An 18,187-nucleotide genomic window follows, 5' to 3' on the forward strand; every position below is an offset into this window, starting at 1 on the left:
CAGACAATAAACAGGTCTATTTTCATGATGAAAAAAACAACGTTACTGGTGCTGCTGCTCACCATGCTGGGGTTCTCCAACGCCAGTCTGGCGCTCAATGAGTCTGAGGCGGAAGATCTGGCCGATCTGACGGCGGTATTTATTTATCTGAAAAACGATTGCGGCTACAACGACTTGCCCAACGCGCAAATCAAACGTGCCATCGTTTACTTCGCCCAGCAAAACCGCTGGGATTTGAGCAACTATAATAGCTACAACATGAAGGCGCTGGGTGAAGACAGCTATCGCGATCTCAGTGGCATCGCCATCCCTACCCCCAACAAATGCAAATCTCTGGCACGCGATTCGCTGAGCCTGCTGGCGTACGCCAACTAATCCCTTCTGCCTTCCGCTACCTCTGTTTGAAATTCAGCCGTGCATCACCAGGCAGAGTTAGCTATGATGTTGCGCCAATTTTTCATGGCCGTTATTACGGAGTTCCCGCACATGACCCAGAAAGAAATTTGGTATGAAACGCTGCATGCCAACTTCGGCCAGTACTTCTCGGTAGAGAATGTGCTGTACCGCGAGAAGACCGAGCATCAGGATTTGGTGATTTTTGAAAACCCGGTGCTGGGGCGCGTGATGGCGCTCGACGGCGTGGTGCAAACCACCGAGCGCGATGAGTTCATTTATCACGAAATGATGACCCACGTTCCGTTGCTGGCACATGGCCAGGCGAAGAAAGTGTTGATCATCGGCGGCGGCGACGGCGGCATGCTGCGTGAAGTCAGCCGCCATCGGGGCGTAGAGCAGATCACCATGGTCGAGATCGACGCCGGGGTGGTGGAGTTCTGCCGCCAGTATCTGCCTAATCACAATGCCGGCTCCTACGACGACCCGCGCTTCAAGCTGGTGATCGACGACGGCGTCAACTTCGTTAATCAGACCGATGAAAAATTCGATGTGATTATCTCGGACTGCACCGATCCGATCGGCCCCGGCGAAAGCCTGTTCACCTCAGCGTTCTACGAAGGCTGCGCACGCTGCCTGAACGAGGGCGGCATTTTTGTCGCGCAAAACGGCGTCTGCTTCCTGCAACAGGACGAAGCGGTCAACAGCCATGCCAAACTAAGCCAATATTTCAACGACGTCAGCTTCTATCAGGCGGCGATCCCGACCTATTACGGCGGCATCATGACCTTCGCCTGGGCGAGCCAAAACCCGGCGCTGCGTCAGCTCGATTTATCCGCCCTGCAACATCGCTTTAATCAAAGCGGCCTAAACTGCCGTTATTACAACCCGGCGATCCACGCAGGCAGCTTTGCCCTGCCACAGTACTTGCTCAACGCACTGAACGTTACACGTTAAGCGAGAAGATAAGGAGGTGAACCCAATTGCAAAAGCTAAAACTGCACGGCTTCAACAACCTGACGAAGAGCCTGAGTTTTTGTATTTACGATATTTGTTACGCCAAAACCGCGGATGACCGCGATGGCTATATCGCCTACATTGACGAGCAATACAACGCCAATCGCCTGACCGAGATCCTGAGTGAAACCTGCTCGATCATTGGCGCAAATATTCTGAACGTCGCACGTCAGGACTACGAGCCTCAGGGCGCCAGCGTGACCATCTTGGTCAGCGAAGAACCGGTCGACCCGAAAGATGTAGATACTTCGGAACAGCCTGGCCCCCTCTCAAAGACGGTGGTCGCACACCTGGACAAGAGCCACATCTGCGTTCATACCTATCCGGAAAGCCACCCAGAAGGCGGATTGTGCACCTTCCGCGCCGATATTGAAGTGTCGACCTGTGGCGTGATTTCACCGCTGAAAGCGCTGAATTACCTGATCCACCAGTTGGAATCCGACATCGTCACCATGGATTACCGTGTGCGCGGCTTTACCCGCGACGTAAATGGCGTGAAGCATTACATCGATCATGAGATCAACTCGATCCAGAACTTTATGTCTGACGATATGAAGGCGCTGTACCACATGATGGACGTCAACGTTTACCAGGAGAACATCTTCCATACCAAGATGCTGCTGAAGGATTTCGATCTGAAGCATTACCTGTTTAACGCCAAGCCGGAAGCCCTGAGCGAGGCCGAGCGTAAAGAGATTACCGATCTGCTGTGGAAAGAGATGCAAGAAATCTATTACGGCCGCAATATTCCGCACTTGTAATGGGTTAAGGGTGCGGCCATACACACGCCGCGCCCTTACATTTAATAGTTGAGCATAAAAGAACGGTAGGCCTTCAGCACCGCGAGGAAGTCTTCGACGCCGCAGAATGAGAGGCTTTCTTCATCATAATAATTCATCCCCTCTTCCATCTCGTCGCCTTCAAACGCCAATAGATTGGCGCGGATCATCACCTCTTCACCGTCCATCAGCAATGTATATTCGTGGCCTTCCAACTGCCATTGACGCTCACTGCCTTTGACTTCCGCCGCCCCGGCTTCGATCCGATCCAGCAGGTTGAAGTCACCTTTGACTTCCTCATTGATCCAGTGGCCAATCGCTTCATGCCCCATCGAAAATCTGACCACCACCTGACCGGTCACGTCACGCAGAAATTCGTAATCCATAGCACGCCCTCCTGAGCCTTTTTCTTAGTGTAAACATTAATTCATGACTAACTCAGCGAGCGCTCGCAAAGTTGGCAACTGAGCAAAATAAAACGGGAGGCCAAGGCCTCCCGTTGAACAGTTGCGCAATATAGCGGCTTAAACGGCGGTTTGGAAGATCACGCCGTCGGCTTTTTCGGTGTACTGGCCCAGTTGGTCGAAGTTCAGGTAGCGGTAAGTATCCGCCGCCGTTTTATCGACCTGTTCCATGTACGTTTGATACTCGTCCGGCGTTGGCAAACGGCCCAGCAGCGAAGCAACCGCCGCCAGTTCTGCAGAGGCCAGATAAACGTTGGCACCGGTACCCAGACGGTTCGGGAAGTTACGGGTAGAGGTGGAAACCACCGTCGCGCCGTCGGCCACTCGCGCCTGGTTACCCATACACAGTGAACAACCCGGGATCTCGATACGCGCACCGCTCTTGCCGAACACGCTGTAATAGCCCTCTTCGGTCAGTTGAGCCGCATCCATCTTGGTCGGCGGCGCAACCCACAGGCGAGTCGGCAATTGGCCCTTGTGCTGGTCCAACAGCTTGCCGGCGGCGCGGAAGTGGCCGATGTTGGTCATGCAAGAACCGATGAACACTTCATCGATCTTGCTGTTAGCCACGTCGGACAGCAGGCGCGCGTCGTCAGGATCGTTCGGCGCACACAGGATTGGCTGAGTGATCTCTGCCAAATCGATGTCGATCACCGCAGCGTATTCCGCATCCGCATCGCCTTCCAGCAGTTGCGGATCCGCCAGCCATTTCTGCATACCCTGAATGCGGCGCTCCAGCGTACGGCGGTCGCCGTAACCTTCGGAGATCATCCACTTCAGCAGCACGATGTTAGAGTTCAGGTACTCTTCGATCGGTGCCTTATCCAGCTTGATGGTACAACCGGCAGCGGAACGTTCGGCAGAGGCGTCGGTCAGTTCAAACGCCTGCTCGACTTTCAGCTCCGGCAAGCCTTCGATTTCCAGAATACGGCCGGAGAAGATGTTCTTCTTGCCCTTCTTCTCAACGGTCAGCAGGCCCTGCTGGATCGCGTAGTAAGGAATGGCGTGCACCAGATCGCGCAGAGTAATGCCAGGCTGCATCTTGCCTTTGAAGCGCACCAGGACAGACTCGGGCATATCCAGCGGCATAACGCCGGTCGCTGCGGCAAACGCCACCAGACCGGAACCAGCCGGGAAGGAAATACCGATCGGGAAACGGGTGTGAGAGTCACCGCCGGTGCCGACGGTATCCGGCAACAGCATGCGGTTCAGCCACGAGTGAATAACGCCGTCGCCCGGACGCAGCGATACGCCGCCACGGTTCATGATAAAGTCCGGCAGCGTGTGGTGAGTGGTCACATCAACCGGTTTCGGGTACGCGGCGGTATGACAGAACGACTGCATGACCAGATCGGCGGAGAAGCCCAGGCACGCAAGGTCCTTCAGTTCGTCACGGGTCATCGGGCCGGTGGTGTCCTGAGAACCTACGGAAGCCATCTTCGGCTCGCAGTATTCGCCCGGACGCACGCCGGCAACGCCACAGGCGCGGCCCACCATTTTCTGCGCCAGCGAGAAGCCCTTGTTGCTGGAGGCAACTTCTTTGGCGATACGGAACACGTCGCTGTGCGGCAGGCCCAGCGCTTCACGCGCCTTGGTGGTCAAACCACGGCCGATAATCAGCGGGATACGGCCGCCGGCGCGCACTTCATCCAGCAATACGTCGGTTTTCAGTTCGAAGTTGGCGATCAGTTCGCCGGTTTCGTGGTTGCGCACTTCGCCTTTGTACGGGTAAACGTCGATCACGTCGCCCATGTTCAGCTCGGAAACGTCCACTTCAATCGGCAAGGCGCCGGCATCTTCCATGGTATTGAAGAAGATAGGCGCGATTTTACTGCCCAGCACCACACCGCCACCGCGCTTGTTCGGCACATACGGGATGTCGTCGCCCATAAACCACAGCACAGAGTTGGTGGCGGACTTACGGGAAGAACCGGTACCGACCACGTCACCGACGTAGGCCAGCGGGAAACCTTTCTTGTTCAGCAGCTCAATTTGCTTAATCGGGCCAACGCTGCCCGGCTGATCCGGCACTATGCCTTCACGTTCGTTTTTCAGCATCGCCAGGGCGTGCAATGGGATGTCCGGACGCGACCAGGCATCCGGCGCCGGCGACAGATCGTCGGTGTTGGTTTCGCCGGTGACTTTGAATACGGTAACGGTGATTTTTTCCGCCAGTTTCGGGCGTGACAGATACCACTCGGCATCGGCCCAGGACTGCATAATCTGTTTGGCGTGCGGGTTACCCGCCTTGGCTTTCTCTTCCACGTCGTAGAAGTTGTCGAACATCAGCAGCGTGTGGGAAAGCGCTTTGGCGGCGATAGCGGCCAGTTTTTCGTTATCCAGCGCGTCGATCAGCGGATGAATGTTGTAACCGCCCTGCATGGTGCCCAACAGTTCTACGGCTTTCTCGGGGGTAATCAGGGGAGAGGTCGCTTCACCTTTGGCGATGGCCGCCAGGAAACCTGCTTTGACGTAGGCGGCTTCGTCGACGCCTGGTGGAACACGATTAATCAGCAGGTCTAACAGGAATTCTTCTTCGCCTTGTGGCGGATTCTTTAATGATTCAACCAGCGCTGCCATTTGGGTGGCGTCTAACGGCTTAGGGACGATGCCCTCTGCAGCACGCTCGGCTACGTGCTTACGGTATTCTTCTAGCACGACATTCTCCTCGCTCTCATTGTCATTTATTGTGCCTGGCGTTTATACCCGTCGTCTTTCAAGCCGCAGCGTTGTTACCTGCATTCAGTTATGTGGCCCGTCCATGGGCCACACCCCTTCGGGGCCGCTGCGAGCAGCGTTCAAATCTGCTCCCGGCAGATTTGTCACCCCAGTTACTTACCTAAGTAAGCGCCTGGGGATGAACGAACTGGGCTCCTAACTGCAACTTGAAAGCCATAGGGCATATGTTCAAACCGGGTTTAGCGCACGGTGTTGGTGCCATTGATCCTGACGGGGCACTGCTGTCGATGTCCTGGCCTGTAAGGTACAGTGCCCGGTTCCGCTCAGCCAGCATATCAGGATTTGAAACGGTTGTTAATTCGTTCACATAAAAGCAACATTAAATCTTTGCTGAATCGTTGAGTACAGAGTAATCGGCTGTAAGGCAGGCTAGCCGGGGCTGCAGGAAGGTTCCGTTCACATCATACATCAGCCTGACGAGCACAACACAATAACCATTCACTTACAATGGCTATTGATCGCGAATAGTAAAAATTGAGTGCGGAAGGCACAAAAAAACCGCCGTTAAGGCGGTTCTGTTGTTCCGTTCGGTGTTAGCAGACACCTTAGGGAATTCTTACATCGTTAAAGAACGATACAAGCGCTACCGAGCCAAAACATTGTGCGCAACATCGTTCAAAAAATCAACTAAACAATATTATCAATCTCGTTTTTTGGGTATTATTTCTATGGGTCTGTTCTGCCCGTTTAGCAGCGGGTCATCGGGCTTGAGAACAGCGCTGCAACTACTGCGATACAGGCGCTACCGGGCGCTTGTTCCGCCGGGATTTTTCCGGTGAAGTCGCGGTGGTCGTGGTTCCACAAGGATCGCGCAATGAAAGGGAGTTCTTTGTTTATCCTGCTCATTGTACTGGGATCGGCGTTTGGCGTGAGCAAAGGCGGTTGGTCGGTTAACGGCAACAGCCTCACGTTGAACGTGATATTCCAGAACAAGTAAGCTACTGGCCGCTCATTGAGCGGCCTTTTACCTGAATGCCATCCATAAAAAAACGGCCCCTTTTCAGGAGCCGTTCGTTAACCGGTCAAACCAGCAGAATTACTTCTTCTTGGCTTTCGGGTTTGGCAGATCGGTGATGCTGCCTTCGAAGATCTCTGCCGCCAAACCTACGGATTCGTGCAGGGTTGGGTGAGCATGGATAGTCAGCGCGATGTCTTCCGCATCACAACCCATCTCGATAGCCAGACCGATCTCGCCCAGCAGCTCGCCGCCGTTGGTGCCGACAATCGCGCCACCGATGATACGGTGAGTTTCTTTGTCGAAGATCAGTTTGGTCATGCCGTCTGCACAATCGGAAGCGATAGCACGGCCGGAAGCTGCCCACGGGAAGGTGGACGTTTCGTAGCTGATGCCTTTCTCTTTCGCTTCTTTCTCGGTCAGACCCACCCATGCAACTTCCGGCTCAGTGTAAGCGATTGATGGGATCACTTTCGGGTCGAAGTAGTGCTTCATGCCGGCGATAACTTCAGCGGCAACGTGGCCTTCATGCACGCCTTTGTGCGCCAGCATCGGTTGACCGACGATGTCGCCGATAGCGAAGATGTGCGGCACATTGGTGCGCAGCTGTTTGTCGACGCGGATAAAGCCACGCTCGTCAACTTCCACACCGGCTTTGCCCGCTTCCAGCAGTTTGCCGTTCGGCACACGACCGATAGCCACCAGCACCGCGTCGTAACGCTGCGGTTCTGCAGGCGCTTTTTTGCCTTCCATAGTGACGTAGATGCCGTCTTCTTTGGCTTCTACCGCAGTCACTTTGGTTTCCAGCATCAGGTTGAACTGCTTGCTGATGCGTTTGGTGAAGACTTTCACCACGTCTTTGTCGGCAGCCGGGATCACCTGGTCAAACATCTCGACCACGTCGATCTGTGAACCCAACGCATGGTATACGGTACCCATTTCCAGGCCGATAATACCGCCGCCCATCACCAGCAGACGCTCAGGGACGGTTTTCAGTTCCAGCGCATCGGTAGAATCCCACACGCGCGGGTCTTCATGAGGAATGAATGGCAGTTGGATCGGACGGGAGCCTGCGGCGATGATGGCGTTGTCGAAGTTGATGGTAGTAGGACCATTTTCGCCTTCAACGACCAGGGTGTTAGCGCCGGTGAACTTGCCCAGACCGTTAACGACTTTAACTTTACGGCCTTTAGCCATGCCAGCCAGACCGCCGGTCAGCTGATTGATGACTTTTTCTTTCCAGACGCGCACTTTGTCGATGTCGGTTTTCGGTTCGCCGAAAACGATGCCGTGCTCGGCCAGCGCTTTGGCTTCTTCGATCACTTTGGCAACGTGCAGCAGTGCTTTGGAAGGGATACATCCCACGTTCAGGCAAACACCGCCCAGCGTGGAATAACGTTCAACCAGAACGGTTTCAAGACCTAAGTCAGCGCAACGAAAGGCAGCAGAGTAACCTGCCGGGCCCGCCCCAAGTACCACGACCTGAGTTTTAATTTCAGTACTCATCATGACCTCTTAATTGATTGTCCGGCGGGTCAGACGTCATTTTTATTGCTAATCGATCTCATAACGCCCTTCATCCACCGGGACGCTTACACCGCGAGCAGTTTACAGAATTGTTAATAATCTGCAAAGCGCGTTCGAAGTGACCCGTGTCTCAACAATTTTGTCGAGTCATGCAAAAACCGACAAAACTGCTACTGAAGTAGTAAGGGCGCAGCATGCTGCGCCCTTTTTTCATTACATCACCAGACGGCGAATGTCAGCCAGCATATTGTTGATGATGGTGATAAAGCGCGCACCATCTGCACCATCAATAACACGGTGGTCGAAGGAGAGCGACATTGGCATCATCAGACGCGGCACGAACTCTTTACCGTTCCAGACTGGCTCCATAGCGGACTTGGAGACGCCCAGGATAGCCACTTCCGGCGCGTTGACGATAGGCGCGAAGTGAGTCGTCCCGATACCGCCCAGGCTGGAGATGGTGAAGCAACCACCCTGCATTTCGCCTGCGGTCAGCTTGCCGTCGCGCGCTTTTTTGGAGATAGCCATCAGCTCGCGGGACAGCTCAGTGATGCTTTTCTTGTTCACATCCTTGAATACCGGAACCACCAGACCATTTGGCGTATCAACCGCAACACCGATGTTGATGTATTTTTTCAGCGTCAGCTTCTGGCCATCTTCGGACAGAGAGCTGTTGAAGCGCGGCATCTGCTCCAGAGCGGCAGCGACGGCTTTCATGATGAACACCACAGGGGTGAACTTCACGTCCAGCTTACGTTTGGCCGCTTCATCGTTCTGTTGCTTGCGGAACGCTTCCAGATCGGTGATATCGGTTTTGTCGAAGTGAGTCACATGCGGGATCATCACCCAGTTGCGGCTCAGGTTGGCGCCCGAAATCTTCTGGATGCGGCCCAGTTCGACTTCTTCGATCTCACCGAACTTGCTGAAGTCCACTTTCGGCCATGGCAGCATGCCTGGCAGACCGCCACCGGCAGCAGCGGTTGGAGCCGCTTCCGCACGTTTGACCGCGTCTTTCACGTAAGTCTGGACGTCTTCGCGCAAGATGCGGCCTTTACGACCGGTGCCTTTCACTTTCGCGAGGTTTACGCCGAATTCACGCGCCAGACGACGGATGACCGGGGTTGCGTGCACGTAAGCGTCGTTCTCTGCGAACTCGCCTTTGCTTTCCGCTTTGGCAGTTGGAGCGGCCGCAGCGGCTTCCTGCTTGGCCGGGGCCGGTGCAGCTTCTGCTTTCTGGGCCGGAGCGGCGGCGGGTGCCGCGCCTTCAACTTCGAACACCATGATCAGAGAGCCGGTTTTCACTTTGTCGCCGGCGCTGATTTTGATTTCTTTCACGGTACCTGCGAACGGTGCCGGCACTTCCATAGAAGCCTTGTCACCTTCAACGGTGATCAGCGACTGCTCAGCGGCAACTTTGTCGCCCACTTTCACCATCACTTCGGTCACTTCTACTTCGTCGCCGCCGATGTCCGGCACGGCAACGTCTTTGGCAGCGGCGGCAGCCGGTGCGGCTGGGGCCGCAGGGGCTTCAACCGCAGCCGGAGCGGCAGCAGAAGCTGCGCCGGCCACTTCGAAGACCATGATCAGGGAACCGGTTTTCACTTTGTCGCCGGCGCCGATTTTGATCTCTTTCACGATGCCCGCAAAGGGTGCAGGGACTTCCATGGAAGCCTTGTCGCCTTCCACGGTGATCAGGGACTGCTCGGCTTCCACCTTGTCGCCCACTTTCACCAGGATCTCGGTCACTTCAACTTCGTCGGCACCGATGTCCGGTACCGCAACGTCTTTGGCAGCAGCGGCAGCCGGTGCAGCAGCAGGTGCTGCGGCCGGTTTTTCTTCCGCTTTGGCGGCTGGTGCGGCAGCTGCCGCACCTTCTGCTTCAAAGATCATCAGCAGTTTGCCGGTTTCGGTTTTATCGCCGACGGAAACCTTGATCTCTTTCACCACGCCCGCTTGCGGGGACGGGACTTCCATGGAAGCTTTATCACCTTCAACGGTGATCAGCGATTGTTCAGCTTCGACTTTATCGCCCACTTTCACCAGAATTTCGGTGATTTCCACTTCGTCTGCACCGATGTCCGGTACCTTGATTTCGATAGACATTCTTCTGTACCTCTTATGCCAGACGCGGGTTAACTTTTTCTGGGTTGATGTCGAATTTCTTAATCGCATCAGCTACCACAGAAGCTTCGATTTCACCGCGTTTAGCCAGTTCACCCAGAGCAGCAACCACAACGTAAGAAGCATCGACTTCAAAGTGGTGACGCAGATTTTCGCGGCTGTCTGAACGACCGAAGCCGTCAGTACCCAGAACGCGATAATCGCTGGCTGGAACGTAAGTACGAACCTGTTCTGCGAACAGCTTCATGTAGTCGGTAGACGCAACCGCAGGCGCTTCGTTCATCACCTGAGCGATGTAAGGCACGCGTGGGGTTTCGGTTGGGTGCAGCATGTTCCAACGCTCACAGTCCTGGCCATCGCGCGCCAGTTCGGTGAAGGAAGTCACGCTGTAGATGTCAGAACCAACACCGTAGTCTTTCGCCAGGATCTGCGCAGCTTCACGCACGTGACGCAGAATGGAACCTGAACCCAGCAACTGCACTTTACCTTTGCTGCCTGCCAGAGTTTCCAGCTTGTAGATACCTTTACGGATACCTTCTTCTGCACCCTGCGGCATGGCCGGCATGTGGTAGTTTTCGTTCAGCGTGGTGATGTAGTAGTAGACGTTTTCTTGCGCGTCGCCGTACATGCGGACCAGACCGTCATGCATGATTACAGCCACTTCGTATGCGTAAGCCGGATCGTAAGAGATACAGTTAGGGATAGTCAGAGACTGAATGTGGCTGTGGCCGTCTTCGTGCTGCAGACCTTCACCGTTCAGGGTGGTACGGCCTGAAGTCCCGCCGATCAGGAAGCCGCGCGCCTGTTGGTCGCCCGCTGCCCAGCACAGGTCACCGATACGCTGGAAACCGAACATCGAATAGTAGATGTAGAACGGAATCATCGGCAGATCGTTGGTGCTGTAGGAAGTCGCCGCGGCCAGCCATGAAGAAGCTGCGCCCAGTTCGTTGATGCCTTCCTGCAGAATCTGGCCTTTCTCGTCTTCTTTGTAGTAAGCAACCTGCTCACGGTCTTGCGGGGTATATTGCTGACCGTTCGGGCTGTAGATACCGATCTGACGGAACAGACCTTCCATACCGAAGGTACGGGCTTCGTCGGCGATGATTGGCACCAGGCGATCTTTGATCGACTTGTTCTTCAGCATCACGTTCAGGGCACGTACGAAAGCGATAGTGGTGGAGATTTCTTTGTTCTGCTCTTCCAGCAGCGAGCTGAAGTCTTCCAGAGCCGGCATTTCCAGCTTCTGGGTGAAGGCCGGCAGACGAGTCGGCACATAACCTTTCAGCGCCTGACGGCGTTCGTGCAGGTATTTGTACTCTTCAGACTCTTTCTCGAAGGTGATGTACGGCAGTTTTTCGATGTCAGCATCGGCAACCGGCACGTTGAAACGATCGCGGAAGTGGTGCACCCCTTCCATGTTCATTTTCTTCACCTGGTGAGCGATGTTTTTACCTTCCGCGGTTTCACCCATGCCGTAACCTTTGATGGTATGGGCCAGGATAACGGTTGGTTTGCCTTGGGTGTCCTGCGCTTTTTTCAGTGCGGCAAAGACTTTCTTCGGATCGTGACCACCACGGTTCAGCGCCCAGATTTCGTCGTCGGTCATGTCTTTGACCAGAGCGGCGGTTTCCGGGAAGCGGCCGAAGAAGTGCTCGCGTACGTAAGCGCCGTCTTTGGATTTGAAGGTCTGGTAGTCGCCGTCCAGGGTTTCGTTCATCAGCTGGATCAGTTTGCCGCTGGTGTCTTTACGCAGCAGCTCATCCCAACGTCCGCCCCAAATCACTTTCAGAACCTGCCAGCCTGCACCGGCGAAGATGCCTTCCAGCTCGTTGATGATCTTGCCGTTGCCGGTGACCGGGCCGTCCAGACGCTGCAGGTTACAGTTGATGACGAAGACCAGGTTGTCCAGTTTTTCGCGGGTAGCGATGGTGATCGCGCCCTTGGATTCAGGTTCGTCCATCTCGCCGTCGCCCAGGAAGGCGTAAACGGTTTGAGCGGAGGTGTTCTTCAGGCCACGGTGCTCCAGATATTTCAGGAACTTCGCTTGATAGATGGCGCTGATTGGGCCCAGGCCCATGGAAACGGTCGGGAACTGCCAGAATTCCGGCATCAGTTTCGGATGCGGGTAAGAAGACAGGCCTTTGCCGTGAACTTCCTGACGGAAGTTGTTCATTTGGTCTTCGGTCAGGCGGCCTTCAAGGAAGGCTCGTGCGTAAACGCCTGGAGAGATGTGGCCCTGGAAGTAAACCAGATCGCCGCCGTCTTGCTCGTTGCGCGCACGGAAGAAGTGGTTGAAGCAGACTTCATAGAAGGTCGCGGAAGACTGGAAGGAAGCCATGTGGCCGCCCAGGTCCAGATCTTTCTTGGATGCACGCAGAACGGTCATTACCGCGTTCCAGCGGATGGCTGAACGGATACGACGTTCCAGATCCAGGTTGCCTGGGTAAGCAGGTTCGTCTTCCACCGCGATGGTGTTGACGTAGTTGTTGGCGGCAGCACCGGCTGCAACGCTAACACCGCCTTTACGGGCTTCACCCAATACCTGATCAATCAGAAACTGAGCTCGCTCAACACCCTCTTCACGGATGACCGATTCGATCGCCTGCAGCCAGTCGCGGGTTTCGATCGGATCCACGTCATTGTTTAAACGTTCTGACATGGTGGTATTCCTTATCTGTCTAATGGTTTGTTTGGAGCCTGTCTTCCTGTGTTCTGAAGCAAAACACACGAAGACAGGCCCATCAGTTTAGTTGCCGCGTAAATGCTTAAATAAGCATTCCGAACGTAAACCCCGCAGGCTGGTGTACCCTGAAGAGAAACGTTCTTAATCCTTGCGTTGCTGGAGACGCCGCAGCGATCTCTCGCGCCGGGTATGTTCCCGACTGAGATCCAGCAATATTTCCTCGATAAACGCCAAATGGCGGTGCGAAGCTTCGCGGGCCCTTTCCGGCTCGCGTGCCACAATCGCCTCAAAAATCCCGGCGCGGTGGCTGCTCACTTTTGCCAACATCTCACGGCGCGAGTAGAGCAATTCAAAGTTCTGACGCACGTTCTGTTCCAGCATCGGCCCCATACAGCGTAACAGGTGCAGTAACACAACGTTGTGGGCAGCTTCGGTCACGGCGATTTGGTATTGCATGACCGCGTCGGCTTCTGCATCGAGATCGCCGCTGTCCTGGGCCTGCTGAATCACAATATGGCAATCGCGGATGCGCGCCAGATCTTCGTCGGTACCGCGCAGCGCCGCATAATAGGCAGCGATGCCTTCGAGGGCATGACGAGTTTCCAACAGATCGAATTGTGATTCAGGATGGTCGGCCAGCAGTTCAGCCAGCGGATCGCTGAAGCTCTGCCACAGATTAGTTTGTACAAAGGTGCCGCCGCCCTGACGGCGCAGGAGCAGCCCTTTAGCTTCCAGGCGCTGGATGGCCTCTCTCAGAGAAGGACGGGAAACATCAAATTGTTTCGCCAGTTCGCGCTCCGGTGGCAACTTTTCGCCTGGACGCAACGTTCCCTCGAGGATCAGGTGTTCGAGCTGCTGCTCGATAACGTCTGACAACTTGGGTTGGCGGATTTTGCTGTAGGCCATGGGTGAATTCTTCTCTGCGAATGGCGCGGAGTCAATTGGTAATACCAATTTCAAAAACGTGACCGTAAAGTAACAAAGTATTCACCTCCTGTCCATATGAGCCTCGTTCGAAATCATGATTCCCCGCACATTTTAACACCTCGATATCCGGTTAACACTTCGCTATCCGGCCTGCTGCAAACCGGTAACTCACCGTTGGTAATACCATTTACGAGGTAGGTTTCTGATTTAACGTTTTAGAGGCTGCGCCTCGTCAGGAAGACTGAAGCATCAAAAGCAGAATTTTATTGCATGTTTATTAAGCTTTAACGAATAGCTATTTGCGGCGTATATCCGGCCTATAACTGATTACTATTTCACCACCACCAAGGATTCATATCTAAGTTATTTCTGCGCATTATGTGATTTGCTGCTTATTTCGTGCATCGGATCCCCTCTGTCGTCACACAACCCGCATTTTGTTTCCTAAACTGCTGAAATATTAATCACTCACAGAATAAAGCAGGTGCAAACTGACGCGCATAACATTATTCTTTGCCAAACGGTAGCGGCTCCGTGGAATTAATAGCTATAACGCCGTAAATAAAACAAAACACACATCGTAACCACTGCTTTACAGCATGTGAGTATTCTGCAACGACAGAGGGTTTCATTGATGGATGGTCAACAGCAAGGCGACCAGCTGAAACGCGGCCTGAAAAACCGCCATATTCAGCTTATAGCCCTAGGTGGCGCAATTGGTACCGGGCTGTTTCTCGGTATCGCTCAAACAATAAAAATGGCCGGCCCGTCGGTCATTCTCGGCTATGCCATTGGCGGCTTCATCGCGTTTCTGATTATGCGCCAACTGGGTGAAATGGTGGTGGAAGAGCCGGTTGCCGGTTCCTTCAGCCACTTCGCCTATAAATACTGGGGCAACTTCGCCGGCTTCGCTTCCGGCTGGAACTACTGGGTGCTGTACGTGCTGGTGGCGATGGCGGAACTGACCGCGGTCGGCATCTATGTTCAGTACTGGTGGCCGGAAATCCCGACCTGGGTGTCCGCCGCGGTGTTCTTCCTGGCGATCAACGCCATCAACCTGGCCAACGTGAAAGTGTATGGCGAGATGGAGTTCTGGTTCGCCATTATCAAAGTGGTGGCGATTATCGGCATGATCGTGTTCGGCGCCTACCTGCTGTTCAGCGGCATGGGCGGCCCGGAAGCCACCGTAACCAATCTGTGGGCGCAGGGCGGGTTTTTCCCGAACGGCATCATGGGGCTGGTGATGGCGATGGCGGTGATCATGTTCTCGTTCGGCGGTCTGGAACTGGTGGGTATCACCGCCGCCGAAGCCGACAACCCGCAGAAAAGCATCCCTAAAGCCACCAATCAGGTGATCTACCGCATTCTGATTTTCTATATCGGTTCATTGACCATTCTGCTGTCGCTGTACCCGTGGGGCAAAGTGGTTGAAGGCGGCAGCCCGTTCGTGCTGATCTTCCACGCGCTGAACAGCGACGTGGTGGCAACGGTGCTGAATATCGTGGTGTTGACCGCAGCGCTGTCGGTCTATAACAGCTGCGTATACTGCAACAGCCGCATGCTGTACGGCCTGGCGCAACAGGGCAACGGCCCGAAAAGCCTGCTGAAAGTCGACGGCCGCGGCGTGCCGGTGATCGCCATCGGCGTGTCCGCCATTGCCACCGCCTTCTGCGTGCTGATCAACTACCTGATCCCGGGGCGCGCCTTCGAGCTGCTGATGGCGCTGGTGGTATCGGCGCTGGTGATCAACTGGGCGATGATCAGCCTGGCGCACCTGAAGTTCCGCGCGGCCAAGAACCGTGAAGGCGTAGAACCGAAGTTCAAGGCATTCTGGTATCCGTTCAGCAACTACCTGTGCCTGGCGTTTATGGCCGGTATTCTGGTGATCATGTACCTGACGCCAGGTATCCAAATCTCGGTGCTGCTGATCCCGGTATGGGTGGCGATTCTGGCCATCGGCTACGTCATCAAACAGCGCAGCCAGCGTACGGCGAGCACCGCCAGCCGCTGATAAACCGCGTTAAAATCAACATGGCCCGCAAATGCGGGCCATTTTATTGCCCTGCAATTTTGCAAACTGGCTCACAGTTTCTTCGCCACGCCCGGTTTGTCCATCTCTACAACCAATAGTTTCTGATAACTCGCCCCCTGCCGGGACAATAATCGTTGCCACTCAGTCAGATCCTGCCGCCACGGAGAAAATGTCCATGAAGAGCAATGCCCTATCGATAAAAGAAAAGATTGGCTATGGCATGGGAGATGCCGGCTGCAACATGATCGGTGGCGCGATTATGTTGTTTCTCAATTATTTCTATACCGACATCTTTGGATTGACTCCGGCGCTGGTCGGCATTCTGCTGCTCTCGGTTCGGGTGCTGGATGCGGTTACCGATCCTATTATGGGCGCCATCGCCGATCGTACCCAAAGCCGCTGGGGGCGCTTTCGTCCCTGGTTGCTGTGGGTATCCCTGCCCTACGTATTATTCAGCGTGTTGATGTTCACCACGCCGGAATGGAGCTACAACAGCAAGGTCGTCTATGCCTTCGCCACTTACTTCTTGATGTCGCTGACCTACACCGCCATTAACATTCCCTACTGTTCATTAGGCGGCGTAATCACCTCAGATCCGCAAGAGCGGGTATCTTGCCAGTCATACCGTTTTATTCTGGTCGGCATTGCGACGCTCATCCTCTCGCTAACCCTGCTGCCGATGGCCGACTGGTTTGGCGGCGCCGACAAGGCGCGCGGCTATCAGATGGCGATGGGCGTACTGGCGCTGATCGCCCTGTTCATGTTTCTGTTCTGCTTTGCCACAGTCAAAGAGCGCATACGCCCGGCCGTGCCGACCCACGACGCGCTCAAGTCCGATCTGAAAGACGTGTGGAAAAATGACCAATGGGTACGCATTCTGCTGCTGACCTTTTGCAACGTCTGCCCCGGGTTTATCCGCATGGCGGCCACCATGTATTACGTGACCTACGTCATGCAGCAGTCAACCTCATTCGCCAGCCTGTTTATCGCGCTGGGCGTAGTCGGCATGATGATCGGCAGCGCATTGGCGAAGCCGCTGACCGACCGCTTCTGCAAACTGAAAGTGTTCTTTTGGACCAATATCGTGCTGGCGGCGTTTTCCTGCGGTTTTTACTTCCTCAACCCTCAGTTGACCTCATTAATCGTGGTCGCCTATTTCCTGCTGAATATCTTGCACCAAATCCCTTCACCGCTGCACTGGTCGTTAATGGCCGACGTGGACGACTATGGCGAGTGGAAAACCGGCAAGCGCATCACCGGCATCAGCTTTTCCGGCAACCTGTTCTTCCTGAAGGTCGGGCTGGCGGTAGCCGGCGCCATGGTCGGCTTCCTGATGTCGTATTCCGGTTATCAGGCAGATGCGGCCAGCCAAAGCGCCAGTGCACTGAATAGCATCGTATTGTTGTTCACCGTGATCCCGGGCATTGGCTATCTGATCACCGCAGGCGTAGTGCGCCTGCTGAAGGTCGATCGCCAACTGATGCAGCAGATTCAGATCGATTTGGAAAAGCGCCGGGTCAATTACCAGGAGCTGACCGACTATCGTGAGCAGCAGCTAGAAACCAAACACCCGTAAGGAGCCCGTAATGCGAGACTACCCTAATCCTTTTATCGAACAGCGGGCCGATCCCTTTATTTTGCGCCACAGCGATGGCTATTACTATTTCACCGCCTCGGTGCCGGAATACGATCGCCTGGAGCTTCGCCGGGCGCGCAGCCTCGACGAACTGCCGCAGGCCACAGCAAGGGTCGTATGGCGAAAGCCGCAGCAAGGGCCAATGAGCGCGCTGATCTGGGCGCCGGAACTGCACTTTATCGACGGCAAGTGGTATTTGTATTTTGCCGCCGCCCACAGCCCCGACATTGCAGATGGCCTGTTCCAACATCGCATGTTTGCGCTGGAATGCAGCGCAGCCAACCCGTTAACCGGGGAATGGGTAGAAAAAGGCAGGGTATACAGCCACATCGACAGCTTCTCCCTCGACGCCACCCATTTTGAGCATCGCGGCAAACATTATTACTTATGGGCGCAAAAGGATCCGGCCATCAGCGGCAACTCCAATCTTTACCTGGCAGAGATGGAAAACCCGTGGACGCTAAAGGGCAAACCGGTGCTGCTCAGCAAGCCGGAGCTCCCCTGGGAAATCGTGGGTTTCGAGGTGAATGAAGGACCTGCGGTGATTACTCATGGCCAACGGATATTTATCAGCTACTCCGCCAGCGCCACCGATGAAAATTACTGCATCGGGCTGCTCTGGGCCGATATCGATAGCGACATCACCGACGCAGCCCAATGGCACAAGGCCAGCCAACCGATATTCCGCACCAGCGTCAGAAACCGCCAATTCGGCCCCGGACACAACAGCTTTACCCTCGACGAGCAGGGCCGGGATCTGTTGGTTTACCATGCACGCAATTACACGGAAATCGAGGGCGATCCGCTTTATGACCCCAATCGTCATGCGCGGATTAAGCCGATAACGTGGGATGAAGAAGGCATGCCGGTATTGGGTGAACCACCAGCGGATAATCGCGAGTAGAATAAAAGGG

The 18,187-nt window shown here is 54.9% G+C and carries 13 protein-coding genes; 7 read left to right on the forward strand and 6 right to left on the reverse strand.

The window, feature by feature from the left end; all coding sequences use genetic code 11:
- Positions 1-27: 27 nt before the first annotated feature.
- The 3 genes from ACUTQW_RS10180 (at position 28) to speD (ending at position 2,171) form a co-directional block, all read left to right on the forward strand.
- Positions 28-375 carry a YacC family pilotin-like protein gene (locus ACUTQW_RS10180; RefSeq protein ID WP_006327880.1) on the forward strand — a complete coding sequence of 116 codons (348 nt, stop codon included), beginning with the start codon at positions 28-30 and terminating at the stop codon, positions 373-375.
- A gap of 111 nt (positions 376-486) precedes the next feature.
- A complete protein-coding gene (gene speE / locus ACUTQW_RS10185; protein ID WP_004947920.1) occupies positions 487-1,350 on the forward strand; it encodes a polyamine aminopropyltransferase in 864 nt (287 codons plus the stop codon).
- Between the two features lie 26 nt (positions 1,351-1,376).
- Complete coding sequence (gene speD / locus ACUTQW_RS10190; protein WP_004947924.1) at positions 1,377-2,171, forward strand: adenosylmethionine decarboxylase; 795 nt, start codon at positions 1,377-1,379, stop codon at positions 2,169-2,171.
- Between the two features lie 41 nt (positions 2,172-2,212).
- Here speD and yacL read toward each other — a convergent pair whose 3' ends face one another.
- Together yacL and acnB are read right to left on the reverse strand one after the other, a co-directional pair.
- A complete protein-coding gene (yacL, locus tag ACUTQW_RS10195) occupies positions 2,213-2,575 on the reverse strand; it encodes a protein YacL (protein ID WP_006327881.1) in 363 nt (120 codons plus the stop codon).
- Between the two features lie 138 nt (positions 2,576-2,713).
- Positions 2,714-5,311 (reverse strand): bifunctional aconitate hydratase 2/2-methylisocitrate dehydratase, encoded by a 2,598-nt coding sequence (acnB, locus tag ACUTQW_RS10200; RefSeq protein WP_004947931.1) that lies wholly within the window; start codon positions 5,309-5,311, stop codon positions 2,714-2,716.
- Between the two features lie 895 nt (positions 5,312-6,206).
- Here acnB and ACUTQW_RS10205 point away from each other — a divergent pair.
- On the forward strand, positions 6,207-6,329 hold the full coding sequence (locus ACUTQW_RS10205) for a hypothetical protein (protein WP_006327883.1): 123 nt from the start codon (positions 6,207-6,209) through the stop codon (positions 6,327-6,329).
- Positions 6,330-6,428: 99 nt separating this feature from the next.
- Here the strand turns inward: ACUTQW_RS10205 and lpdA are convergent, their stop codons facing one another.
- The 4 genes from lpdA to pdhR all read right to left on the reverse strand — a co-directional run bounded on the left by lpdA (position 6,429) and on the right by pdhR (position 13,584).
- A complete protein-coding gene (gene lpdA / locus ACUTQW_RS10210; protein ID WP_004947933.1) occupies positions 6,429-7,853 on the reverse strand; it encodes a dihydrolipoyl dehydrogenase in 1,425 nt (474 codons plus the stop codon).
- Between the two features lie 234 nt (positions 7,854-8,087).
- On the reverse strand, positions 8,088-9,977 hold the full coding sequence (gene aceF, locus ACUTQW_RS10215; protein WP_037433613.1) for a pyruvate dehydrogenase complex dihydrolipoyllysine-residue acetyltransferase: 1,890 nt from the start codon (positions 9,975-9,977) through the stop codon (positions 8,088-8,090).
- 13 nt (positions 9,978-9,990) lie between these two features.
- Positions 9,991-12,654 carry a pyruvate dehydrogenase (acetyl-transferring), homodimeric type gene (gene aceE, locus ACUTQW_RS10220; RefSeq protein ID WP_006327890.1) on the reverse strand — a complete coding sequence of 888 codons (2,664 nt, stop codon included), beginning with the start codon at positions 12,652-12,654 and terminating at the stop codon, positions 9,991-9,993.
- A gap of 165 nt (positions 12,655-12,819) precedes the next feature.
- Complete coding sequence (gene pdhR / locus ACUTQW_RS10225; RefSeq protein ID WP_004947949.1) at positions 12,820-13,584, reverse strand: pyruvate dehydrogenase complex transcriptional repressor PdhR; 765 nt, start codon at positions 13,582-13,584, stop codon at positions 12,820-12,822.
- A gap of 655 nt (positions 13,585-14,239) precedes the next feature.
- On the opposite strand from pdhR, the gene ACUTQW_RS10230 reads away from it, so the two are divergent.
- The 3 genes from ACUTQW_RS10230 (at position 14,240) to ACUTQW_RS10240 (ending at position 18,177) form a co-directional block, all read left to right on the forward strand.
- A complete protein-coding gene (locus ACUTQW_RS10230; RefSeq protein ID WP_004947952.1) occupies positions 14,240-15,616 on the forward strand; it encodes an amino acid permease in 1,377 nt (458 codons plus the stop codon).
- Between the two features lie 196 nt (positions 15,617-15,812).
- Positions 15,813-17,213 (forward strand): glycoside-pentoside-hexuronide (GPH):cation symporter, encoded by a 1,401-nt coding sequence (locus tag ACUTQW_RS10235; protein ID WP_006327892.1) that lies wholly within the window; start codon positions 15,813-15,815, stop codon positions 17,211-17,213.
- Positions 17,214-17,223: 10 nt separating this feature from the next.
- On the forward strand, positions 17,224-18,177 hold the full coding sequence (locus tag ACUTQW_RS10240) for a glycoside hydrolase family 43 protein (RefSeq protein WP_006327893.1): 954 nt from the start codon (positions 17,224-17,226) through the stop codon (positions 18,175-18,177).
- Positions 18,178-18,187: the final 10 nt, after the last annotated feature.

It is taken from the genome of Serratia sp. TSA_7, assembly GCF_052692135.1.